Annotated in this window: 22 protein-coding genes; 13 read left to right on the top strand and 9 right to left on the bottom strand. The window is 66.4% G+C overall.

Annotated features, from left to right (window positions below; translation table 11 throughout):
• Window positions 1–30: 30 nt before the first annotated feature.
• Both A5779_RS27695 and rlmN read left to right on the top strand, forming a co-directional pair.
• Window positions 31–885 (top strand): LysR family transcriptional regulator, encoded by an 855-nt coding sequence (locus A5779_RS27695; RefSeq protein ID WP_064886944.1) that lies wholly within the window; start codon window positions 31–33, stop codon window positions 883–885.
• Between the two features lie 13 nt (window positions 886–898).
• Window positions 899–1,990 carry a dual-specificity RNA methyltransferase RlmN gene (gene rlmN, locus A5779_RS27690; protein ID WP_064886943.1) on the top strand — a complete coding sequence of 364 codons (1,092 nt, stop codon included), beginning with the start codon at window positions 899–901 and terminating at the stop codon, window positions 1,988–1,990.
• Between the two features lie 77 nt (window positions 1,991–2,067).
• Here rlmN and A5779_RS27685 read toward each other — a convergent pair whose 3' ends face one another.
• The 4 genes from A5779_RS27685 to A5779_RS27670 all read right to left on the bottom strand — a co-directional run bounded on the left by A5779_RS27685 (window position 2,068) and on the right by A5779_RS27670 (window position 5,914).
• Window positions 2,068–2,481 carry a nuclear transport factor 2 family protein gene (locus A5779_RS27685; RefSeq protein ID WP_082941887.1) on the bottom strand — a complete coding sequence of 138 codons (414 nt, stop codon included), beginning with the start codon at window positions 2,479–2,481 and terminating at the stop codon, window positions 2,068–2,070.
• A complete protein-coding gene (locus A5779_RS27680) occupies window positions 2,481–3,965 on the bottom strand; it encodes an aldehyde dehydrogenase family protein (RefSeq protein ID WP_064886941.1) in 1,485 nt (494 codons plus the stop codon). The genes A5779_RS27685 and A5779_RS27680 overlap by 1 nt, the downstream gene beginning before the upstream one ends.
• Window positions 3,966–4,173: 208 nt before the next feature.
• Window positions 4,174–4,731, bottom strand: a complete 558-nt coding sequence (locus A5779_RS27675) for a TetR/AcrR family transcriptional regulator (protein WP_064886940.1) — start codon at window positions 4,729–4,731, stop codon at window positions 4,174–4,176.
• 43 nt (window positions 4,732–4,774) lie between these two features.
• On the bottom strand, window positions 4,775–5,914 hold the full coding sequence (locus tag A5779_RS27670) for a phosphotransferase (RefSeq protein WP_064886939.1): 1,140 nt from the start codon (window positions 5,912–5,914) through the stop codon (window positions 4,775–4,777).
• 55 nt (window positions 5,915–5,969) lie between these two features.
• Between A5779_RS27670 and A5779_RS27665 the strand changes: the two genes are divergently transcribed.
• Window positions 5,970–7,151 (top strand): CoA transferase, encoded by a 1,182-nt coding sequence (locus tag A5779_RS27665; protein WP_064886938.1) that lies wholly within the window; start codon window positions 5,970–5,972, stop codon window positions 7,149–7,151.
• Here A5779_RS27665 and A5779_RS27660 read toward each other — a convergent pair.
• Window positions 7,139–9,352 (bottom strand): glycoside hydrolase family 3 C-terminal domain-containing protein, encoded by a 2,214-nt coding sequence (locus A5779_RS27660; RefSeq protein ID WP_064886937.1) that lies wholly within the window; start codon window positions 9,350–9,352, stop codon window positions 7,139–7,141. The genes A5779_RS27665 and A5779_RS27660 overlap by 13 nt on opposite strands.
• Before the next feature lie 36 nt (window positions 9,353–9,388).
• Window positions 9,389–9,925: a TetR/AcrR family transcriptional regulator gene (locus tag A5779_RS27655; RefSeq protein WP_064886936.1), complete on the bottom strand. Its 537-nt coding sequence runs from the start codon at window positions 9,923–9,925 to the stop codon at window positions 9,389–9,391.
• 87 nt (window positions 9,926–10,012) lie between these two features.
• Here A5779_RS27655 and A5779_RS27650 point away from each other — a divergent pair, with 87 nt between their 5' ends.
• Window positions 10,013–11,269: a cytochrome P450 gene (locus tag A5779_RS27650; protein ID WP_064886935.1), complete on the top strand. Its 1,257-nt coding sequence runs from the start codon at window positions 10,013–10,015 to the stop codon at window positions 11,267–11,269.
• Between the two features lie 9 nt (window positions 11,270–11,278).
• A complete protein-coding gene (locus tag A5779_RS27645) occupies window positions 11,279–11,470 on the top strand; it encodes a ferredoxin (protein ID WP_064886934.1) in 192 nt (63 codons plus the stop codon).
• Between the two features lie 75 nt (window positions 11,471–11,545).
• Here A5779_RS27645 and A5779_RS27640 read toward each other — a convergent pair whose 3' ends face one another.
• Window positions 11,546–12,775 (bottom strand): cytochrome P450, encoded by a 1,230-nt coding sequence (locus tag A5779_RS27640; protein ID WP_082941886.1) that lies wholly within the window; start codon window positions 12,773–12,775, stop codon window positions 11,546–11,548.
• Window positions 12,776–12,804: 29 nt separating this feature from the next.
• Between A5779_RS27640 and A5779_RS27635 the strand changes: the two genes are divergently transcribed.
• Window positions 12,805–13,713: a cyclase family protein gene (locus tag A5779_RS27635; RefSeq protein ID WP_064886932.1), complete on the top strand. Its 909-nt coding sequence runs from the start codon at window positions 12,805–12,807 to the stop codon at window positions 13,711–13,713.
• A complete protein-coding gene (locus A5779_RS27630; RefSeq protein ID WP_064886931.1) occupies window positions 13,710–14,888 on the top strand; it encodes an alpha-hydroxy acid oxidase in 1,179 nt (392 codons plus the stop codon). Before A5779_RS27635 ends, A5779_RS27630 begins: the two co-directional genes overlap by 4 nt.
• Window positions 14,889–14,933: 45 nt before the next feature.
• Here A5779_RS27630 and A5779_RS27625 read toward each other — a convergent pair whose 3' ends face one another.
• A complete protein-coding gene (locus A5779_RS27625) occupies window positions 14,934–15,755 on the bottom strand; it encodes a thioesterase family protein (protein WP_064886930.1) in 822 nt (273 codons plus the stop codon).
• A 12-nt stretch (window positions 15,756–15,767) separates the two neighbouring features.
• The gene (locus A5779_RS27620) at window positions 15,768–16,628 is read right to left on the bottom strand and encodes an SMP-30/gluconolactonase/LRE family protein (RefSeq protein ID WP_064886929.1); all 861 of its coding nucleotides are present in this window, start codon (window positions 16,626–16,628) and stop codon (window positions 15,768–15,770) included.
• A 75-nt stretch (window positions 16,629–16,703) separates the two neighbouring features.
• On the opposite strand from A5779_RS27620, the gene A5779_RS27615 reads away from it, so the two are divergent.
• The 6 genes from A5779_RS27615 to A5779_RS27590 all read left to right on the top strand — a co-directional run bounded on the left by A5779_RS27615 (window position 16,704) and on the right by A5779_RS27590 (window position 22,684).
• A complete protein-coding gene (locus A5779_RS27615; protein ID WP_064886928.1) occupies window positions 16,704–17,408 on the top strand; it encodes a hypothetical protein in 705 nt (234 codons plus the stop codon).
• A 61-nt stretch (window positions 17,409–17,469) separates the two neighbouring features.
• Window positions 17,470–18,645 (top strand): cytochrome P450, encoded by a 1,176-nt coding sequence (locus A5779_RS27610; RefSeq protein WP_064886985.1) that lies wholly within the window; start codon window positions 17,470–17,472, stop codon window positions 18,643–18,645.
• A 1-nt stretch (window position 18,646) separates the two neighbouring features.
• The gene (locus tag A5779_RS27605) at window positions 18,647–19,615 is read left to right on the top strand and encodes a zinc-binding dehydrogenase (protein WP_064886927.1); all 969 of its coding nucleotides are present in this window, start codon (window positions 18,647–18,649) and stop codon (window positions 19,613–19,615) included.
• Window positions 19,612–20,424, top strand: coding sequence for an HpcH/HpaI aldolase family protein (locus A5779_RS27600; RefSeq protein WP_064886926.1), 813 nt, complete (start codon window positions 19,612–19,614; stop codon window positions 20,422–20,424). The genes A5779_RS27605 and A5779_RS27600 overlap by 4 nt, the downstream gene beginning before the upstream one ends.
• Window positions 20,425–20,462: 38 nt before the next feature.
• Window positions 20,463–21,167 carry an SDR family NAD(P)-dependent oxidoreductase gene (locus A5779_RS27595; protein ID WP_236734905.1) on the top strand — a complete coding sequence of 235 codons (705 nt, stop codon included), beginning with the start codon at window positions 20,463–20,465 and terminating at the stop codon, window positions 21,165–21,167.
• Window positions 21,149–22,684 carry a flavin-containing monooxygenase gene (locus A5779_RS27590; protein ID WP_064886924.1) on the top strand — a complete coding sequence of 512 codons (1,536 nt, stop codon included), beginning with the start codon at window positions 21,149–21,151 and terminating at the stop codon, window positions 22,682–22,684. Before A5779_RS27595 ends, A5779_RS27590 begins: the two co-directional genes overlap by 19 nt.
• Window position 22,685: the final 1 nt, after the last annotated feature.

Here is a 22,685-nt window from a genome sequence, read left to right as displayed (position 1 = left end):
CGTGAGTACTGATCGGAGTACCTTGATCGCATGGGTCAGGTGCTGGACATCGCGCCGCTGCGCAGCGTGGTGGCGGTGGCGGACTGTGGCGGGTTTCACCGTGCCGCCGCGGTGTTGCACATGACGCAGTCGGCCGTCAGTCAGCATGTGCGGCGGATCGAGGCCGTCGTGGGTGGCCCCGTCGTCGAACGGTCCGGTCGCGGTGTCGCCTTCACCGAACTGGGCCACCGCGTACTCGGGCACGCCCGGGGCATTCTCGCCGCCCACGACGCGGCGCTGACCGATCTCGGTGCAGCCGAGGAGCAGGTGCTGCTGATCGGTGCCACCGAGCACGGCGCCGATGTCATGCTGCCCGCCCTCACCGCGGCGCTGGGCGAGCGGTTGCCGAACTGGCGGCTGCGGTTTCGCCTCGACCGCAATGTCACGCTCGCCGACGCCGTCGAACACGGTCTGGTCGACCTTGCCGTGATGCTCGACGGTTCCGGGATGGACCCCGCTCACGCCTCGGGAACGCTTGCACTGAAATGGGTTTCGGGGCGCAGCCTCGCTGCGCACGCGGTGAACCAGCCGTTGCCGGTGGTGATGTTCTCCGAACCCTGCACATTGCGCGAACCCACGTTCGCCACGCTCGACCGCAGCGGGACCGACTACCGCATCGCCGCCGAATCCGCGAACCTCTCCGGCCTGTTCGCAGCGGTGCGCTCTGGTCTCGGGGTGGCTCTGCTGCCGATGATCGGCCGGCTGCCCGACGGGTTGTGTCTGGCCGAGGGGCTGCCCCCGGCCAGCCGCGCATCGGTCTTCGTCCGCGGCCGTCCCGGGGTGGATAACGATGTCCTGGACACCGTTGAGCGCACTGTTCACGATGTTCTCGCCGAACAAGCCTGATACTGGAAAAGACATGAAGCAGGAATTGGTCTTCGAAGCCCCGCGACGCGGCATGCCGCCGCGGCACCTTGCCGACCTCGACGAGGACGGCCGCGCTGCTGCCGTCACCGAGCTGGGGCTGCCGAAATTCCGGGCCAAACAGCTGGCCAACCAGTACTACGGCCGCCTGATCGCCGACCCGAAGCAGATGACCGACCTGCCTGCCGCGGTGCGAGATCAGGTGGCCGAGGCACTGTTCCCGACGCTGATCGACCCGGTGAAGCAGGTCCAGTGCGACGCGGGGGAGACCCGCAAGACGCTGTGGCGCGCCGGCGACGGCACGACCTTCGAGTCGGTGCTGATGCGCTATCCGCAGCGCAACACAGTGTGCATCTCCTCGCAGGCCGGCTGCGGCATGGCCTGCCCGTTCTGCGCGACCGGCCAGGGCGGCCTGATGCGCAACCTGTCCACCGCCGAGATCCTCGAACAGGTCCGGTCGGCGTCGTCGGCCATGCGGCTCGAACATGACGGGCGGCTGTCCAACATCGTCTTCATGGGCATGGGTGAGCCGCTGGCCAACTACAACCGGGTGGTCGCCGCGGTGAAGCGCATCATTGCGCCGCCGCCGAACGGTTTCGGGATCAGCGCCCGGTCGGTGACGGTGTCGACAGTCGGTCTGGCTCCGGCCATCCGCAAGCTCGCCGACGAACGCCTCGGCGTCACCCTTGCCGTGTCGCTGCACACCCCCGACGATGAACTACGCGACACCCTGGTGCCGGTCAACAACCGGTGGAAGGTGGACGAAGTTCTCGACGCCGCGCGGTACTACGCCGACGTCACCGGCCGTCGCGTGTCCATCGAGTACGCGTTGATCCGCGATGTCAACGACCAGCCTTGGCGCGCAGACCTTCTCGGTAAGAAGCTGCACAGCAAGCTGGGGCAGCTGGTGCACGTCAACCTCATCCCACTCAACCCGACGCCGGGCAGCAAATGGGACGCCAGTCCCAAACCCGCCGAGCGTGAGTTCGTCAAACGCGTTCAGGCCAAGGGCGTGTCGTGCACCGTGCGCGACACCCGGGGGCGTGAGATCGCCGCGGCCTGTGGCCAGTTGGCCGCCGAGGGCTGAGGTGCGGCGTCGACTTTGAACTGATGGTGCAAAAGGTCGAGTAGACGTCTGCGTCGATTCAATGTCAACGTGGGTCGTCAGGCTTGACCCGGCGCGTTGGTGAACCAGAGGTTCTCTTCGCGCAGACTGCGACTGCGCCAACCGTCGAGGGTGCGCACCAACTCGTGGTGGTAGTAGCCGCCGCACGCGCTCATCTCGGCCATCCCGGGCAACTGCATGGGGTTGTAGAACATCGCCCGCACCGTTGCGGCGTCGCCGTCGCTTTCCAGGATCTCGACGTTGGTGATGTAGTGCATGCTCCACGGGATCACCCCGAAGTTGGCGGCGAACCAGTCGACCACCTCGTCGCGACTGCCCACGACGGCCCCCGCCGACGAGTAATCGATGTGTGCGTCCTCGGTGAACACCGACCGGTACAGCTCCCAGTCCTTGGAGTCGACCGCCCGCGCGTAGCGGTACAGCAGGGCCGAGATGTCGGAATGCTCGCTCACTATTCGGGCATCCCGATGGTCTTGGATTCGAAGTACTCCTTGAAGCCTTCCTCGCCGTTGCGCCGGCCCAGACCGCTCTGCTTCGAGCCACCGAACGGGCTGTTGATACCGAAGTGGCTGCGGCTGTTGATGGTGACGTTGCCGGTCCGGATGCGGCGTGCGACGGCGAAGGCCCGGTCGACGTCACCGGATGAAACCTCCCCGGACAGGCCGTAAATCGAGTTGTTGGCGATGGCGACCGCTTCGTCGTCGGAGTCATACGGGGTGACCGTCAGCACGGGTCCGAAGATCTCCTCCTGCGCGACCTGCGAATCGGGGTCGACGTCGGCGAGCAGCGTGGGCTGAGTGTAGTAACCCGTGGGCAGGTTTTCCGGAACGCCGCCGCCGGTGACCAGCCGGGCGCCCGAATCGATACCCGACTTGATGAGCCCGAGCACCTTTTCGCGCTGCGTGGCGCTGATCTGCGGGCCCTGCATGATGCCCGGGGTCCACGGGTCGCCGACCGGAAAGTTCTCCATCGCGCCCTTGAGGAGCTCGACTCCTTCGTCGTAACGGCTGCGGGGGAGCAGGATCCGGCTGGGCAGGATGCAGGACTGGCCGCTCATGACGCAGGCCATCATCGCCGCGATGGGCAGTGCCGAGTTGAAGTCGGCGTCGTCGAGCACGATGTGCGCGGACTTGCCGCCGAGCTCGAGCATCGTCTTCTTGACCGTCGAAGCGCCGGCGGCCAAGATGGCGCGTCCGGTCGCGGTCGAACCGGTGAAGGTGATCATGTCCACCCGCGGATCCGCCGACAGCGCGGCGCCGACCTCATTGGCGTTCGAGACGACGACGTTGAACACGCCGGCCGGGATGTCGGTGTGCTCGGCGACGATGCGACCCAGCTCGGTACCTGACCACGGAGTGAGCTGCGCGGGCTTGAGCACCACCGTGTTGCCGGCCATCAAGGCCGGAACGGTCTCGGCGACGTTGAGGTAGAACGGCACATTCCACGGGGTGATGGCGCCGACCACACCGACCGGTTCATAGGCGATCTTGCGTCGCGCCGGCCCGAGCTGGGTTTGGTGGACGCCATTGTCGACCACGTACTCGAAATTCCTGCCGTGTTCGGCCCAGTGCTTGACCTCGCCGATCGGGTCTTCGATCTGGGAGCCGGTGACGGTGACGGGACAGCCCACCTCGGTGACCAGAATCCGGCGCAGGCGCTCTTTCTCGGCATCCAGCGCGTCGTGTAGCTGCATCAGGCAGTGGTAGCGGAACTCGACGTCGCGGCTCCAGTCGGTTTCGTCGAAGGCTCGTCGCGCGGCACCGACGGCACGCTCGATGTCGGCCACCGTACCGTCGGTGGCCTGGCCCGCCACCTGCTCGCTGGCGGGGTGTACGACGTCGAACTTCGCGCCGCCGCTGGTGTATTGGAGTTCCCCGTCGATGAGCATCCGCTCGTCACCGGCGAGCACGCCGGTGTCGCTCTGCACCTGAGTCATGCCGATAGCTTTACAAAATTTACGTGTCGTGTCACCCCTCAAAACGAGGATTGACCGATCGGGAAGTCTCTGCGATCGTAGAGTTCCGAATGTCACGCCAGAGTGGCGGTCGGCGCCGAGAGTCACGCCGGCGTGACGGAAAGGGGTTCAGAACCGAGCAGAAACAATCAGAACCGAGCAGAAACAAGTAGCGCCGAGGCTGGAGGTCTCAGTTCGAGTCGGGCTGTTTGAGGCCGACGGCATGACGCAGCTGCGCCAGAAACTGGTCGCCGTCATCGCTGCGCACGATGTAGTGCGAGACCGCGACCCGGATCGCGGTGGCCGCCTTGACCGGGGCATTGGCGCCCGACAGCAGCTTGAGCAGCCGTGCGCGCATGAGGGGGATGACGTTGGCCAGTTGGGCGATCACGACTTCCGGCTCGATGTCGACCAGCCGGACCCCCGAATACGACTGCTGATACTGCACGATGAAACGCAGTGCGGCGTCAAGCTTCTCGTTGCCGCGCAGGCCTACGGTCGCGCGGCTGATGCCGTGGTCGAACATCTCGCGCTCGTAGGTACCGAACGCGTCGAGTAGCTCCTGTTTGTCGGCGAACCAGCGATACAACGTGGGCCGGGAAACGCCCGCCTGCAGCGCCACCTCGGACAGACTCAGCTTGGTCTGACCGCTGCGGGCCAGCACCTCGGCCGTCGCGACCAGGATTCGGTGGCGTGTCGAGGTGTCTTCGACTGATGCGTCCCGCTGCGCGGGTAGAGGTTCATTCACGTCCAGGCCTTGGTTGTTCGTGGTTCACCAAATGGTAGGACCATCACAGCAACTTCTTGAGTATTGCCACAGTCTCGAGGTCGGCCAAGGCTGCCACGCCCCGCCTGGCTCCTTCTATTGCGATACCTTCATCCTGCATACCGCCGAGTCCGGCGGTGATGACCGGTGCGGCGTAGGCGTAGATCGCACCGAGCCGATAGCGCTCCCACAGGTCATCGTGACCCAGTGTCGGTCCGCCCGCCGCGGCGAGTGCGCGTCGGTACTCGTCGAGCAGGTCGCGTTCGGCAGCCTGCCGGTCGGCCGTGGTCATGCAGGTGACCAGCGTGTAGGCCAGCTCCCGGCCCGGATGGCCGCGGCGCACGGCCTGCCAGTCGAGCAGGCCCGCTTCGCCGTCGCGGAAGAACAGGTTGCCCGGATGCGCGTCACCGTGCATCACTGTGTGTGGTGGCCGGTCCAGTAGTTGGGCCGCCGCGCGATAGTTCTCGTCGATGAACCGGCCGTCGGCCACCGGTATGTCGGTGCTCTCGGCCAGCCGTTTCGTCGACAGCTTGAGCAGGGAACCGGTCATCAGCGAGGTGTGGTCCCCGGACGCGGAATACAGCCAGCCCAGCGGCCCGGTGCCGGTTCTGGCCGGCAGCCGCCCCCAGAACGCGGCGTGGACCCGGGCCAGGAGCTCGACGGTCTGCGCGGCGCGGTCCTTGTCCAGTGGATGCAGGGTGTCGGTGAACTCGCATGGGCTGAGCGTCAGGTCTTCCAATGCCAGTACGTACCGCCCGGTCAGGGCATCGAAGGCGGCGCCGTAGGCGCGGGGCACTCCGGGCAGGCCGTCGGCCAGTTGTTGGTAGAAGCGCACCTCGGTGTGCCCCAGCCGGCCCAGTTCGCCCATCATCCGGGTGGCCGCGGTTTCGGCGGGCATCTTGACGAAGACCGATTCCGGCGCGTCGACTCCCGTCAGTGCCAGCCGCGCCCGCGACGACGTGCCGGCGTCACCGCCGATGATCGATACCGATTCGATCCTGCGCCCGGTGAGCTGCGACAGGTAGGCCGGGTCGAGGTCGCCGATGCGGCGGGGCATTGCACGCATTCGGCTGACGGCCGCGTCGGTTGCGATACGTTGCACGCCATGGCCGATATGTGCGGCCAAGCCGGCGACAGGGACGAGGCGGCGGGCCGGTGTGAGCATTGGCCAAGTTTACAAATCTCAATCAGATTGTAAAGCACTTTCGGAAGGAGCGTTGATGGCGGGTCCGATGGAGGGTTTTCGGGTCATCGAGTTGGGCGTGTGGGTCGCCGCGCCGGCCGCCGGAGCGATCCTCGCCGACTGGGGCGCCGACGTCATCAAGATCGAACCGCCCTCGGGTGATCCGGCGCGAACCTTCGGTCGGATGCTCGGCCTCGATCCGGACCTGGGCGTGGCGGCCAACCCGCCCTTCGAGATGGACAACCGGTCCAAGCGCAGCATCGTCCTCGACCTCGCCACCACCGAGGGACGTGATAACGCACGGGAATTGCTTTCTACCGCAGACGTTTTCCTGACAAATGTGCGCCCGGCAGCGTTGCGCCGGCTCGAACTCGACTTCGAGACCGTCGCGGCGCGCAATCCACGTCTGGTGTACGGGTTGGTCACCGGCTATGGCCTGACCGGGCCGGAGGCGGATCGGGCGGCCTACGACGTCGCCGCGTTCTGGGCGCGCGCCGGTGTGGCCGATCTGCTCACCCGCCCCGGCGACACTCCGCCGTTTCAGCGCGGCGGCATGGGGGACCACTCCGCCGGAATGACGCTGGCGGCCGCGGTGTGCGCCGCGCTGCTCGCCAGAAACCGCACGGGCACAGGCCAATTGGTCAGCACCTCGCTGTACCGGCAGGGTGCCTACACCGTCAGCTTCGATCTCAACACCGTGCTGATGAGCGGTGAACAGATCGCGATCGGCCAACGCGAGGCAATGGCCAACCCGTGTATGAACAACTACGCCGCCGGTGACGGGAAGCGCTTCTGGATCGTCGGACTGCAGGGGGACCGGCACTGGCCCGCACTGTGCCGGGTGGTGGCTCGCGAGGACTGGCTGACCGACACCCGGTTCGCCACGGCGCGGGACCGGTACCGCAACGCCCGCGAGCTGATCGCCGAGTTGGACACCATCTTCGCTGCCCATCCGATGGACCACTGGGCCCCGCTCTTCGATGGCGAGCCCGATTTCTTCTGGTCGCCGATCAACAGCCTCGACGACGTCATCGCCGACGAGCAGTTCCACGCTGCCGGTGGCATCGTCGAAGTGCCCGACGGCATGTCGACCGTGCCGATGGTGGCCAGCCCCGCCGACTTCTCGGCCACGCCGTGGCAGCCACGCATGGTTGCCCCGACCCTCGGGGCGCACACCGACGAGATCCTGGCCGAGCTACGGGGCGGTCAGGATCGGTGAGCGTTGATGCCCGCGAGCAGTTCATCGAGCTGCTCGCGGGTGACCTTGCCCGCCGAGAACCCGACCATCCGACCGACCGGCACTGATTCCAGCATCCGCAGCAGGTCGCTGCCGAGCGCGGAATCGGCAGCACCGAACGGGGATGCACTACCCAGCGCCGTCAGGATGGTCTGCGCTGCCGTGGGGTCGGCGAGCAGTTCGCCCAGCGTCGACTCCCGGGTGAACGGCCGCGCCGGCTCGTCGCCGGCGACGGTCACCGTCGCGGTCAGCCGGATGTCTCGGCTTGATGCCCCCACCGACACCTCATATCCGCCGGATTCCACGACCCAGCGGGCGGCATCCGTGCTCCAGTACGCGAGATCGGTTCGGTCGACGGCGATTTCGACCGTCTGTCGGCGCCCTGGGTCGAGGGTGACCGAAGCGAATCCGGCCAACCAACGCGTCGGCCTGCCGACGCGGGAGCCGGGTAGCCCGGCGTAGGCCTGCACCACGTCCCGGCCCGGTCGGTCTCCGGTATTGGTGACCGTCACACGCACGGTCACACCGGCACCGGTAGCCTCCAGCTCGAGATCCGAGTACGTGAAGTGGGTGTAGGACAAGCCGTGGCCGAACGGGAATGCCACCGGTAGATCCCGCGTGTCATACCAGCGGTAGCCGACGAACATCCGCTCCCCGTAGACGGTGTGACCCGATTCGGACGGAAAGTTGAGATAGGCCGGAGAATCCTGCAGCCGCAGCGGTACCGTCTCTGCCAACCGGCCCGAGGGGTTCGCAACGCCGAACACCACGTCGGCGAGCGCGCCGCCGCCGGCCTGCCCGAGCAGCGCCCCGTCCATGACCGCCGGGGCCAGATCGGCGACGGTGTCGAGGCGTACCACGCCACCATGGGCCAGTACCACCACCGTGCGCGGCTGGACCTCGACGACGGAACGCAACAGGTCGAGTTGTTCGGGCGGCAGATCGATGTGCTCGCGGTCGTAGCCCTCGGATTCCTCTTCGGCGGTGAGTCCGAGGAAAACGATTGCGGTTTCCGCAGATTCAGCGGCCGCGGCTGCAGCCGCGACGTCGGTTCCGGAGGAGTAGCTGACCGGATGGTCGCCCGCCAGCCTGCGGATCTCGTCCAACGGAATGTCGACGCGGGACGGGTTCACATGGGAACTGCCGCCCCCCTGATATCTGGGCTCCTGGGCGAACCGGCCGATGACCGCAAGGGTTGACGGCGCCAGCGGCAGCAGATCATCGTCGTTCTTCAATAACACGATGGCTCGAGTGGCCGCCTCGCGGGCCAGCTCGTGGTGGGCATTGACATCGAATGATGTTGCAGCGGGGGTTGTCCGGGTGGCACGGCGCGACAGGTCGGCCACCCGTGCGGCGGCCCGTGCGACGGCAGCCGCGTCCAACTCGCCGGCGCGGACCGCGCGCACCACCTCGGCATCGGAGCTGCCACCGGTCGCCGGCATCTCCAGGTCCAGGCCCGCGGCCACCGCCGCGACCCGGTTGGACACCGCGCCCCAGTCGCTGACCACCACGCCGTCGAAACCCCATTCGTCACGCAGGATCGTGGTCAGCAGCCAGGTGTTCTCCGAGGCATAGACGCCGTTGATCCGGTTGTAGGAGCACATCACGGTCCATGGTCGGGCCTGGCGCACCACGATCTCGAACGTCCGCAGGTAGATCTCACGTAACGTGCGGACGTCGACGTCGGAGCTGGCACGCATGCGATCGTGCTCGGCGTTGTTGGCCGCGAAGTGTTTCAGCGACGCGCCGACACCACGGCTTTGTACGCCGCGCACCCAGGCCGCCCCGAGCGCGCCGGACAGGAGCGGGTCTTCGGAGTAGTACTCGAAGTTGCGCCCGCACCGTGGGTCGCGCTTGATGTTGACTCCGGGGCCGAGCAGCACGTGGACGCCCAGCGCACGGCTTTCGTCGCCGAGAGCCTGACCGATCCGTTCCACCAGTTCGGGATCCCAGGTGTGGCTGAGCCCGACCGCGGGCGGAAAACAGGTCGCCGGCTCACTGCCGGAGATGCCCAGATGATCTGTCGCACTGCCGGATTGACGGCGAACGCCGTGCGGTCCGTCGGTGAGCATGATGGCCGGCACCGTGCCGATTGCTTTGGTGGTCCAGAAGCTCGCGCCGCTGCCCAGCGCGGCCTGGTCGGTCAGGTCGAGCCCGGCGATGGCATCAATGGAGTCGGTCACCGCCGCCAGCGTAGCGCCGGATGCGGCCTGCCCAGGTCAATGCGGGTGTCGGACGCCGGCGGCATGGCGCAGCTGTGCGAGGAAATCGTCGGCGTCATCGCTACGAACCAGGTAGTGACAGACCGCCACCCGCACTGCGGTGGCCGCGGCGATGTCGGCGTCGGGCCCGGTGGTCAGGCGCTGCAGGCGCTCCCGCATCAGCGGGATGACCTGGGTGAGCCGTTTGATGACGTGTTCGGGCTCGATATCGACCATGCGAAGACCCGGGTAGGACTGCTGGTACTCGACCACCGTGCGCAGGGCGGCATCCAGGTGCTCGCCCTCGGGCAGATCGGCGGAGGCCTGTGCCACCGCCTGTTCGTAATACTTGCGCTCCCACACGACGAACGCGTCGAGCAGCTCCTGTTTGGAGGCGAACCAGCGGTAGAGCGTGGGCCGGGACACCCCGGCCTGCATCGCCACCTCGGACAGACTGAGCTTGGTCATCCCGTTGGCCCCGAGCACCTCGGCGGTCGCGGCCAGGATCCGCCCTCGGGTACTGCTCTCGTCGTCGAGGGACGATATTTCCGCCATGCCCACAGCTTTACAAACTATCGACGAACTGTCACGCTAATTCGTGGCGCGACACCGTGGTCGGACGCCGTGCAGGGAGGGAATACCGTGACAGTTGCCAGCTCACCGCAGGCACGCGAATACAGCCCATTCGACATCACGTCGCACGACTTCTGGAGCCGGCCGTTCGCGAAGCGCGACGAGACTTTCGCTCGGTTGCGTGCCGCTGACGGCCTGAGCTGGCATCAGCCGCTGTCGACACTCTTCGACGTCGAAGAGCCGGGTTTCTGGGCGATCACCCGCCGCGCCGACATCCAGTTCGTGAGCCAGCATCCTGAGTTGTTCACCTCCACAAAGGGTGTGGCGCTGGATCCGATGCCGGCCGACGTGCAGAAGTTCGCCACCTTCTTCCTGATGATGGACCCGCCCGAGCACACCACGTATCGCCGCCTGATCAGCTCGGCGTTCACCCCGCGGAACGTGCGCAAGATCGAGGAGCAGATTCACCGCAACGCGGTTTCCGTCGTCGACGAACTGATCGGTGCCGGCGACGTCGATTTCGTCGAGGCGTGCTCGGCGCAGCTACCGATGCGGACGATCTCCGACATGCTCGGTGTGCCCACCGCCGATCAGCCCGCATTGGCCAAGGCGGCCGAAAAGCTCTTCAGCATGAGCGACGACGAGTACTCGTCTCTCGAGGAGCGGGCGATGGCCACCATCAACGAGATCATGCTGATCTCGAACACCGGGGTCGAGCTGGCCAAGTTCCGGCGGGCCAACCCCGGCGACGACCTGATGACCAGCATCGTCAACGCCGAGGTCGACGGCCACCGGCTCACCGACGAGGAAATCGGCGCCTTCCTGATCCTGTTGGCCTCGGCCGGCAACGACACCACCAAGCAGACCACCACCCACGCGATGATGGCGCTGGCCGCAAATCCGGACCAGAAGGATTGGCTGCTGGAGGATTTCGACAACCGGATCGGTCTGGCCACCGAGGAATTCGTTCGGTGGGCCACCCCGGTGATCCAGTTCGCGCGGCATGCCACCGAGGACGTCGAACTGGCCGGCCAGCAGATCAGGGCCGGTGACAAGGTGGGCCTGTTCTACTGTTCGGGCAACCGGGACGAGTCGGTGTTCACCGAGCCCGGCCGTTTCGACCTCAGTCGTTCGCCCAATCCGCAGGTCGGTTTCGGTGGTGGCGGCCCGCACTTCTGCCTGGGTAATCAGCTGGCCAAGACCGAGCTGCGACATCTGTTCCGTGAGTTGCTGACTCGGCTCAAGGCCGTCGAGTTCGGTGAGCCCGAACTGCTGTACAGCAGTTTCGTGCACGGCATCAAGCGCGTGCCCGCGCACATCGCGTAGGTCGCGGCCATGCGCGTGGAAGTCGATCTGGGCAAGTGCACCGGGCACGGCATCTGCGAATCGATCGCCGAGGACGTGTTCGAGGTTTCCGACGAGGGCATGGTGCACATCCACGGCGACGACCACCCCGAGAGCGACCGGGAACGATTGCAGCAGGCCGTGACTCAGTGTCCGGCTGGGGCTCTGTGGATGCAGGGCTGAATCACGTCGACCGGCCAGCTATGCGCACGATCTTCCGGAATTCGTGTCATAACTGGCCATTGGGCGACTGAATCGTCAGCCCAGCGACACAAGTACCCGGCTCGGCCCGCGCACCGTGTAGTTGGTGCCGTAGTCCAGCGGACCGGCCAGCTGCCAGTCACCCACGGTGCCGATCAGTTCCTCGAGGAAGATCTGGGCCTCCAGACGAGCCAAGTTCATCCCGAGACAACTGTGCAGGCCGAACGCGAATCCCAGGTGCGACAGCTTGCGCCTGGTGACGTCGAAGTCGTCGGGGTGCTCCCAGCGTCGCGGATCGCGATTGGCCGCGCCCAGGAGCAGGGTGATCCGTTCACCGTCGGCCATGGCAACGTCACCGACGGTCACGCCGTCACCGACCACATCGCGGAAGATGGAGTGCGACACCGTTTCCAGGCGGTGCACCTCTTCCACCGCGTCCAGCGCCAGAGTGCGATCTGCCTGTAGGGCTCGGCGCTGATCCGGATGTGTGGCCAGCGTCGCGACGATCTGAGCGAGCAGCTTGGCGGTGGTCTCGTTGCCGGCGAACACCAATTGGGTGTTGCTGGCGACGATCTCCTGCTCGGTCATGTGCTCACACGCGTATTCGTGGGCGACCATCGTCCCGATCAGATCCCAGCTGTCGTCGGCGGGGCAGCCGCGGCGGGGCAACTGCTCACGAATGTAGGAATTCAGTTGGGCGGTGGCGTGTTTCCCGGCTGCGATCAAGTCAGCTCCGTGCCCGTTCGGCATGCTGTAGCCCTCGGCGGAAGCGCCCATCGCGTCGCTCCACACGGTGAACTGGCCGACCATCTCCGGTTCCACGCCGAGCATGTGCGCGATCACTTCCGTCGGAATGCCACGGGTGAGTTCCGAGACCACCTCGACGGTTTCGCCATCACGCAATCTGGCGGCGACCGGCTCCAGCCTGGACCGGACGATTTCGGCGATCACCGGGCGCAGCCGCGCCAAGGCCCTGGGGCGGAAATCGCCGGACCAGATCGACCGGATCTGATCATGGTGCGGACCGTCGTAGAACTCCATCGTCGGCCCGCCGAACACCGCGGCGTGCTCCACCTGACCGCGTTCGGAGCCGAACCGTGAAGGTGCGCTGAGGATCTGCTTGACCAGGTCGAATTCGCCGACCATCCAGCGGTTGATCCGCTCGTTGAAGACAATTCCGCCCAGATCCCGGATCTCGCGGTAGCGCCCCCACGGCTCGGCGACGAACGCCGGGTCGGTGGTGTCGAACGACAGCAGCGGAGAATGGGTGGCGACCATAGCTGCCATGTTGACAATTGTGTGCAATTCTGTAAAGCGTGAGTTTCAAAGACCTCGGCCGGGAACTGTCCAACTGGGGCCGCTGGGGGCCGGACGACCAGATCGGCACCCTCAACCTCGTCGAGCCCAGTCATGTGCAGGCCGGCGCCCGTGAAGTCCGTTCGGGCAAGGTGTTTCAGCTGAGTATCCCGGTGGGCAAGGACGGTCCCCAGAGCGGTATCGGCGGCCGGCTCAACCCGGTTCACCTGATGTCGATGCAGCCCGACGACTGGGAGCCGCACGGTCTGCAGGTTGCTGACGACTGGATCATCATGCCGTTGCAGTCCGGTACTCAGTGGGACGCCCTGTCGCACGTCGCCTACGACGACAAGCTGTACAACGGTTACTCGACCGACCAGGTCCGCACCCGTGCCGGAGCCCGTCAGTTGGCTGTCGACGCCTTCACCGACAAGATCGCCGGGCGCGGGGTGCTGCTCGACATCGCCCGGTTGCACGGAGTGGACTGGCTCGAAGGCGGTACCGCGATCACCCCGGCCGATCTCGAAGCGGCCGAACAGGCGCAGAGCGTGACGGTCGGCGAGGCCGACTTCCTGCTGGTGCGCACCGGGTGGCGGGGCAGGCTGCTGGCGCAGGGCCGCGACGACTGGATGTCCACCGAGCCGGGCCTTGGCATCGACTGCGCGCGCTGGTTGCATGACCGCGGCGTCGCAGCGGTGGGCAGCGACAACTGGGCCATCGAGGTGATCCCCAGCGAGACAGGGGAGACGCTGCCGCTGCACTGCATCCTGATCCGCGACATGGGCATGCCGCTGGCCGAGATCCTCGATCTCGACGAGCTGGCCGCCGACTGTGCTGCTGACGGCCTGTGGAGTTTCCTGTTCGTGGCGCCGCCGCTGCACATCAGCAACGCGGTCGGCTCACCCGTCACGCCCATCGCGATCAAATGAGCCCGGCCTTTCAGTACCGGTTGCGCACACCGACCCCGTTGGTCACGGTCGAGGACTATCGGGACGTGGCGCGCCGGGTACTGCCGAAAATGGTGTGGGCCTACCTCGACGGCGGGGCCGAAGACGAGCGCACGTTGCGTGCCAATCGCAGCGCCTTTTCGAGTTGGTCTCTACGCCAACGGGTTCTGGCCGGGCACCCAGGCGCTGACTTGGGAGTGACGATCGACGGACAGCGACTCGAGCTGCCGGTGGTGCTGGCCCCCACGGGACTCACCGGCCTCGCGCACTGGTCGGGTGAACTGGCCGCCGCGCAAGCCGCCGAACGTGTCGGAACCCGTCTCACGCTGTCCACGGCGTCGTCGTACTCCATCGAGGAAGTCGCGGCGGGAACCTCGGCCGACCACTGGTTCCAGCTGTATCCCTGGGGCGACGGCCCGTTCTCGGATTCGATGCTCAGCCGGGCTCGTGACGCCGGGTATCGCACCCTGGTGGTGACGGTCGACGTTCCCGTGCAGGGCAACCGGACGGGGGAGCGGCGCACCGGCATGGGGCACCCGCCGATCCTCACTCCGCGCCGGATCGCCGACGCCGCGATCCGGCCGCACTGGTGGTACGGGCTGCTGCGACACCAGCGGATGACGATGCGCAGTCTCACCCATACCGCCGGAGCGAAAGGGGCGGTGGAATCCGTCAGCATCCAAAATCGCCGGATGCGGCCGGATCTCAGCTGGCGTGACGTCGCCGCGCTCCGCGAGCGCTGGGACGGGCCGTTCCTCGTCAAAGGCGTGCTGGAACCCGGCGATGCGGTGCGCGCGATCGATGACGTGGGCGCCACCGGGGTGGTGGTGTCCAATCATGGTGGGCGCCAACTCAATGGCGCGATCGCGTCGGTCGACGCGTTGCCCGACATCGCGGACGCGGTCGGCGGCCGCGCCACCGTGCTGCTGGACAGCGGCGTGCGAACCGGTAGCGACATCGTGACGGCGCTGGCTCTCGGCGCCGACGCCGTACTGATCGGCCGGCCCTACCTCTACGGACTGGCCGTTGCCGGTGGCGCGGGGGTGGGCGCAGTGCTCGACATTCTGGCTGCCGAGATCCGGTCGACGCTGACGCTGATGGGCGTGGCGAGCGTCGCCGACCTGACCCGTGACGTTCTTCGGCGAGCAGACGCGTAGGTACCCAAAAAGCGCTATTGACGGGTACTTGAGTGTCTGCTCGCGCTAGGAACGCTTGGGCGGACGCGGCCGCACCAGCACCGACTGTTGGATCGCGCCGACCGCACCGCTCTGGTCGAACAGCGTCCCGACCGTGGTGCCGATACCGTCGGGCCCATAGTTGGTGTCGGCACGGATGCCGATCCACTCGCCGTCCGGCACTCGGTGGATGTGCACGACCAGATCGGTGTTGAGGAACGTCCACTTTCGGATGTCGATCTTGGAGCCGATTCCGTTGGCGTCATCGGCCACTGCGAACAGCCGCTGCAACGGCGTCATCGGCTCACCCTTGACCACGTCGACCGTCGGCTTGAGCCAGGACTCACCGGGCCCGGGTGCCTGCGGCACCGTCAGCCAGCGCCAGTCCACGCTGTGCACGTAGTTGGGCTCCCAGTTCTTGGCCATGTCGCGGCTGCGGGCCTGCTCGAGCGGTGGTAGCGGCTCGACCCCGGTGTGCGCGACCGCGGTGGTGTCCAGCCGCAACATCCGCCAACCGCTGGCCCGGGCCACCACCCGGGGATCACCATCGGGCCCGGTCGCCAGCATTTCGGCGCTGACCAGTTCGATCTGCTTGCCCGGTCGCTCCAGCTGCGCACGTACCCACAGATCACCCTCGGAGGGCACGCCGCCCATCAGATCGATCGCCACCCGGCTCAACCGGGTTTCGGCACGGTGCTCACACCCTTCCAGCGCCCGCACCAGCAACGCCGATACCGGGGCACCGTGCTGGATCGCCGCCGACCAGATGCCGCGCGCCATGTCGGTCGCGCGAAATTTCGCTCCGATCGGATCGTTCTCGTCGATCAGCTCGTAGTAAGAGTCAGACATGTCTACCTGTCGTCAGTGGTGGTGATGTGAGTCGTGATCGCCCGGAGCGGGCGTTTCGACCATCAGCGCGTCGACCCGTGACAGTTTGGTGCCGATCAGTCGCTCCGGATAGGCGTCGGTGGTGGTGACCAGAAACAGCGTGCGTCCCTCGACACCGCCGAGGGCGCACGCGATCGCGGTACGTCCGTCGGTTTCGATTCGATGCGTGATGGCCGATCCGCCGGGCGCGATGCGCTGGAACTCGTGGGCCAACGTCAATGCTGCCCACACCCCGCCCTCGACGTCGATCGCGAGACCGTCGGGAGGGCCGTCGAGCCCCTCGGCGAACACCCGCCGATCGGTGAGGCCGCCGTCGGCGCCGATGGCGAACGCGCTCAGTCGTCGTGCGGTGGACTCCGCGACGATCAGGGTGGCGCCGTCCGGGGTGATCACCATGCCGTTGGGGAAGTCGAGATGTTCGGCGACGACAGCCGTGGTGCCGTCGGGGTCGATGCGCACGATCACCCCATCCGTACGGGCCTGCGATCCGACATAGGCCCGGCCGTGCTCATCGACCACCATGTCACCGAGGGCGGCGGGGACCAGGTCGGTCAGATCGGACAGAAGTTCGACTGCGTCGCCGTCGTAGCGCAGCACCTGGCGGCGCTCGGTCGACACGATCAGCAGGGTGCCGTCGGGCCGAAAACCCAACCCGGACGGGGAATGTCCGGGGACAGGCAGCGTGGTCATGGAGCCTGCCAGCGTGACCGTGTGCACGGCCTCGCCCAACATGTCGGAAAACCAGAGCAGACCCTCGAACCAGCGCGGGCCTTCACCAAAACAGAAACCCTGTGCCAGTTCGGTTGTCCCGGTTTGGTCGGTTCCCGCCGTCATGTTCCCGCACCTTTACAAAACACGCCTCAAGTGTCACGCTCGCAGGGTGTCACTGTCAACCACCGGAGCGTCGTGATGAAGAAGTTCTACGGCCACACGCTGCTGTACTTGCACGAGACCATCGACCTTGGGTCCGGTCGAACCGATCGGTTCACAGAAATCTTCGGTGAGGTCTATCAGCCGATGATGGAGGACCTCGGAGCCCGGCTGTTCTCGATCTGGGAAACCACGCCCTACAACGGGCACTGGCCGCAGGTGACGATCATCTGGGAGATCGACGCATTCGCCGACTACGCCCGGATCGGCAAGGCGCAGGCGGTCGGCGGCAGCCACGAGAAGCCCGCGCTGCAGTGGGCGTCCTACCTGTCCGAGATCGGGGCCCGTGGTGAGGGCCGAATCATGTACGCCGGCAAGTACAACCGGACACTCGCACAGTTGCGAGAGGCGAACTTCGGTGCGGGCCTGGTGATCCAGGAGATCATGGAGACCAAGCCCGGACGTCAGGACGACTACATCCGGGAACTCGAGCGGCTGTATGTGCCGTGGTCGGAAAGCACGGGCAAGCGTTGGCTGGGTTCGTTCATCACCACCTTCCGGTTCAACGAGGTGATCCACTACTGGGCACTCGACGACGACTGGGACTGCTTCGAGAACCACTACCCGTCGTGGAAGGGCAATCCGCCCGCGGAGATCGTCACCTGGATGAGCGTGGCGCCCGCGCTTCGCGACGGCTGGGAAGATTCCATTCTTTCAGCCCTGCCGCCGTCGCCGCTGAAGTAGGACTGCCGTGAATCAGCCCGTGCTGCAGGATTTCACCTACGATCCGTTCGATCCGGACGTGATGGCCAACCCGCTGCCGTACTACCGGATCCTGCGCGACGAGTACCCGGTGTACTACATCGACAAATGGGACACCTACGCGCTGTCCCGGTTCGACGACATCTGGAACGTGCTCGGACTCAACGACGGGACCTTCGTCGCCTCGGAGGGGACCCTGCCGGCCGCGAACGTGCTGGCGAACCGCAACGACGGCCCGGTGCCCGATCCGCCGCTTCATCCCATGCCCTTCCACGCCAACTTCGATTCCCCGCTCTACGAGAATGTGCGGCGGTGCACCTCGGCGCAGTTTCGGCCGCGGTCGGCGGCCAAGCTGGTCGAGAGGATCCGGACGTTGGCCAACGAGCGCCTGGACGAGTTGCTGCCACGCGGCACCTTCGACCTCACGCAGGATTACGGTGGCATCGTCGCCGCCGCGATGGTGTGCGAGTTCGTCGGACTGCCAGTCGATCTCGCGCCGGAGGTGCTGGCCACGGTCAACGCGGGCAGCCTCGCGCAACCCGGGGAGGGGGTGGAGGTGGGCAACGCCCGCCCCGGCTACCTGTCCTACCTCACCCCGATCATCGAGCGGCGGCGCGCAGCCGGTCACGACGGCAGCGTGCCGATCGCCGATGCCCTGATCGACTTCCGGCTGCCGGATGGATCGGCGTTCGGGGACATGGAAGCCGCTGTGCAGATGCTCGGCGTGTTCATCGGCGGCACCGAGACGGTTCCGAAGATCACTGCGACCGGGCTGTGGCAATTGCTCCGGCACCCCGACCAGTTGGCCGCGGTACGTTCCGATCTGGACGCCAACGTGCCGGTCGCCCGCGAGGAGATCATCCGGCACAGCGCCCCGGCGCAGTGGTTCGCCCGGACGGTGCGGCGGCCGTACACCGTTCACGGCACCACCATCAATCCCGGGCAACGGGTCATCACACTGCTGGCGTCGGCCGCCCGAGACGAACGGGAGTACGAAAATCCGGACGATTTCGTGTGGAACCGGCCCATCGAACGGCTGTTGTCGTTCGGCCACGGGCAGCATTTCTGCCTCGGCGTACACGTGGCCCGGCTGGAGATCACCATCATGATCCAGGAATTCCTCAAGCGCGTGCCTGATTACCGCATCGACGAGGCCTCGGCATCCCGGCCGCCGTCGAGTTTCCAGTGGGGCTGGAACAACATTCCCGTGGAGGTGTGACGTGTGGTCGTATCGACTCGTCGCTCCATTTACGTTCGAGCGGCAAGAGGTTTCAGAACCATCGCCGGAATCGTTGGCCGACGGCCAGGTACTACTCGACTTCCTGGCCGCCGGTATCTGTGGCAGCGATCTCCCGGGATTCCGTGGAACCCAAGGCAAGCTGCCGGGGGACACCGGATGCTGCGCGGCGGAGATGAACGGCTTCCCCATCCACGAGATCGTGGGCGAGGTACTGGCCAGCCGCCATCCGGACCACCGGCCGGGCGAGCGGGTGGTGGGGTGGGCGTCGGGTTTCGACGGTCTGATGGGCCGCGTGATCGCCGACGGAGCGGGGCTGGTCTCCTACGATCCAGCACTGACGCCGGAACAGGCCGTCGGCCTGCAGCCGCTGGCGTGTGTCCTCTACGCCGTCGAACAACTGCCGGTTCTGGAAGGTCGTCACGTCGCAGTCATCGGACAGGGCTCGATCGGCTTGTTGTTCTCCTATGCGGCAAAGGCTTTCGGTGCCGCACGGGTTACCGGGGTGGATCCGGTGGATCGTTCTTCGGTGAGCGCCCAGTTCGGGGTTGACGACGCGGTCCGGGCCACCAGTGACCGTTGGGTCCGACATCTGGAACACGCGGACAAGCCCGATGTCGTCATCGAGGCGGTCGGGCACCAGGTCGCCACGCTCAACCACGCGTTGGAAGCCGCCGCGTTCGGGGGCACGGTGTTCTACTTCGGGGTGCCCGACGACGACAGCTATCCGATCAGCATGCGCACGATGTTGCGAAACAACCTCACCCTGAAATCTGGTGTGACACTGGACCGTCAGCGCGTGCTGCGCCGGGCCGACGAGTTTGCCAGGGAGCATCCCGATCTCTTGCCCAGCTACGTGACCCACACTTTCGGCTCGGACGATGTGCAGGCGGCATTCGAACTGGCCTGTCGTCCGGTGCCCGGGCGCGTCAAGATTGCGATCACCCGATGAACCCCAGTCGCCTGCAGGACGCGTTGGCATCCAACTCCCAGGTCTGGGGTGGATGGGTGGTCGGGCCGACGATCCTCGGGCCCGAGGAATTCGCCGCGGCGGGATACCACTATGTCGGATTCGACGTTCAGCATGGGTATCTCGACGATGCGGACGTGGCGCTGCTGTTGCGGCGCCTGGAGCACGTGCCGATCGCCACCGCCGTGCGCCTGCCCTCGGCCGATCCCGCACCGATCGGCCGGGTGCTCGACGCCGGCGCTGACGCGGTGATCATCGCGATGGTGGAATCGGCCGAGCAGGCCGCCTCGGCGGTGGCGGCTACGCGATATGCGCCCGCCGGGATACGCAGCTTCGGGCCGTTGCGTGCTGGTCTGGGACACGACACCGCAGCGCTGGAAGCCCGGGTGAGTGTGTTCGCGATGATCGAGACCGCGCGGGGTCTGGCTGCTGCCGACGAGATCTGCGCGGTGCCCGGTCTCACCGGGATCTACGTCGGCCCGGCTGATCTGGCCATCTCGATGGGTTACCAACTGTCCGATGCCTGGACGCATCCCGAGGTGCGGGCGGCGATGGTCGCGATCCGGACTGCCGCCCATGCGGCCGGACTGGTCTCCGGGATCCATGCCGGCGCAGGAAAACTCGGAAAGGCCATGGCCGACTTGGGGTTCCAGATGATCACGCTGGCCTCGGAATCGCAGGCGCTGCGCCGGGGTGCCACCGAACACCTCAACGAGGCAACAGGAAATACCGACGGTCCGTCTGCCCCCGCGCAAGCCGCGACCGGCACCGAACGAGGAGGCTACAACTGAACGCAGGACCACAGCCTGGCCGCACCCGGGTGGCCTTGGTGACCGGAGCTGCCCGGGGCCAGGGCGCGGCCATCGTGCGCAGGCTGGTGACCGACGGCTACCGGGTGACCGCGGGGGATCATCTGATCGACGAACTCACCCCTACTACAACGGAGTTCGGCGACGATGTGTTGGCTGTCGAGCTCGACGTGACATCGTCAGAGCACTGGCAAGCTGCCGTATCGGCCACCGTGGCCCGATTTGGTGGGCTCAACGCACTGGTGAACAACGCCGGTGTGCTGCACAGTGCCTCGATCGCCGAGGAAACCCCGAGCGGTTTCGAGGGCTTGTGGCGAGTGAACTGCCTGGGGCCGTTCCTGGGACTGCAGGCAGCGCTCGAGCCGCTGCGGCGCGCGGACAACGCCGCGGTGGTGAACACCTGCAGCACTGGCGCGATCCGCCCGTTTCCGCACCACGCGGCCTACGGTTCGTCGAAGTGGGCACTGCGCGGGCTCACTCAGGTGGCGGCCGCCGAACTCGGCCGTCACGGGATCCGGGTCAACTCGATCTTTCCCGGCCCCGTCGAGACGCCGATGCTCGACGAGTCCACCCAGGCCCGGCTGGCGGAGCGGGCCACGTTGGGGCGGCTGGGCAAGCCGAGCGAGATGGCCGACGCGGTGGCGTTCCTATTGTCCGACCAGGCGGCGTTCATTACCGGTTCGGAGCTCGTCATCGACGGCGGCCAATGTCTGCAGATCGGATGACGCAGGTGCCCGGTTCAAGACTGTCAGTCGGGATCATCGGTGCCGGTCCGGGTGGGCTGGCGCTCGGAATCTTCCTGAAGAAGGCGGGTTTCGACGATTTCACGATCTTCGACCGCGAGGACGGGGTCGGCGGAACATGGCGGATCAACACGTACCCAGGTCTGGCCTGCGACGTGAAGTCGCACCTCTACTCGTATTCGTTCGATCTCAATGCCGGCTGGAGCCGGCTGTGGGCGGGGCAACCGGAGATCCTCGAGTACTTCGAGCGCTGCGCCGAGCGCTACCGGTTGGGTCCGCATCTGCAGCTGAACACCGAGGTCACCTCGGCGCGGTGGAATGCCGACACCAACAGTTGGCTGTTGACCACGGCCTCGGGAGGGCAGCACAGCTTCGACATCGTGGTGTCTGCCATCGGACTGTTCACTCAGCCGCTGCAACCGGATCTGGTGGCCGAGGAGCCGTTCACCGGCACCGTCATGCACACCGCTGAATGGGATCACAGCGTGGCGCTCGACGGCGCCAGGGTAGCCGTTCTCGGCACCGGATCGACTGCTTCCCAAGTGGTTCCGGAACTGGCGAAGGTCGCCGACAAGGTGTACTCGGTGCAACGTTCGGCGACCTGGGTGCTGCCCAAGCCCGACCGCCCGTACACCGACCGGGAACGCTGGCTGTTCGCGCATGTGCCGTTCGCGAAGAAGATCTACCGGACCCGGCTGTGGCTGCGCAGTGAATCCAACATCGCGGTCATCGAGAACGGCAGCGACAAGACCCAAGAGTTCAAGGCGATTGCACTCAACCTCCTCGAATCGACCGTCGCCGACGAGGAATTGCGCGCCCGGCTCACCCCGGATCACCCGCTGGGGTGCAAGAGACTGGTGTTCTCCCCGGATTTCATCGCGGCGTTGACCAAGCCCAACGTCGAGGTGGTGTCCAGCCCGGCTCGTGCCCTGCGGTCCCGGTCCCTGGTCACCGACGACGGCCGGGAACTCGACGTCGATGTCGTGGTGTGCGCCACCGGTTATGCGGCGGCCGATTACCTGGGTGAGATCGAGGTCACCGGTGAAGGCGGGGCGTCGCTGCACGACACCTGGAGTGACGGGGCATTCGCCTACCTGGGCATGACGGTGCCGGGCTTCCCGAATTTCTTCATGCTGTACGGGCCGAACACCAATGTCGGCTCCAACAGCGTCATCTTCATCCTCGAGGCGCAGGCCCGCTACGTGGTGCGGGCCCTGAAACACCTTCGGCGCAAACGTAAGTCCTATGTGGCGGTGCGTCCCGGCGCGATGGCCGCGTTTCTCGCCGACATCGACCGGTGGATGCAGGGCACCGTGTGGCTGACCCGGTGCAGCAGTTACTTCCGGGCCCCGAGCGGCCGGGTGGTCACCCAGTGGCCGCGCAGCGCCCGAGCTTTCTGGTCGATGACCCGCCGGTTCCGGTCCGCGGACTACACTTTCGAACCGCCCATCAACTACCCGGCCCGGGTCCCCGCGGCCGCCGATCGGACGGACGGCTGAG

This window comes from Mycolicibacterium peregrinum, from assembly GCF_001665625.1.
GTDB classification, from domain to species: domain Bacteria; phylum Actinomycetota; class Actinomycetes; order Mycobacteriales; family Mycobacteriaceae; genus Mycobacterium; species Mycobacterium peregrinum_B.
Note: the sequence above shows the minus strand (reverse complement) of the source record. Positions and strands in the feature narration are given on the sequence as shown.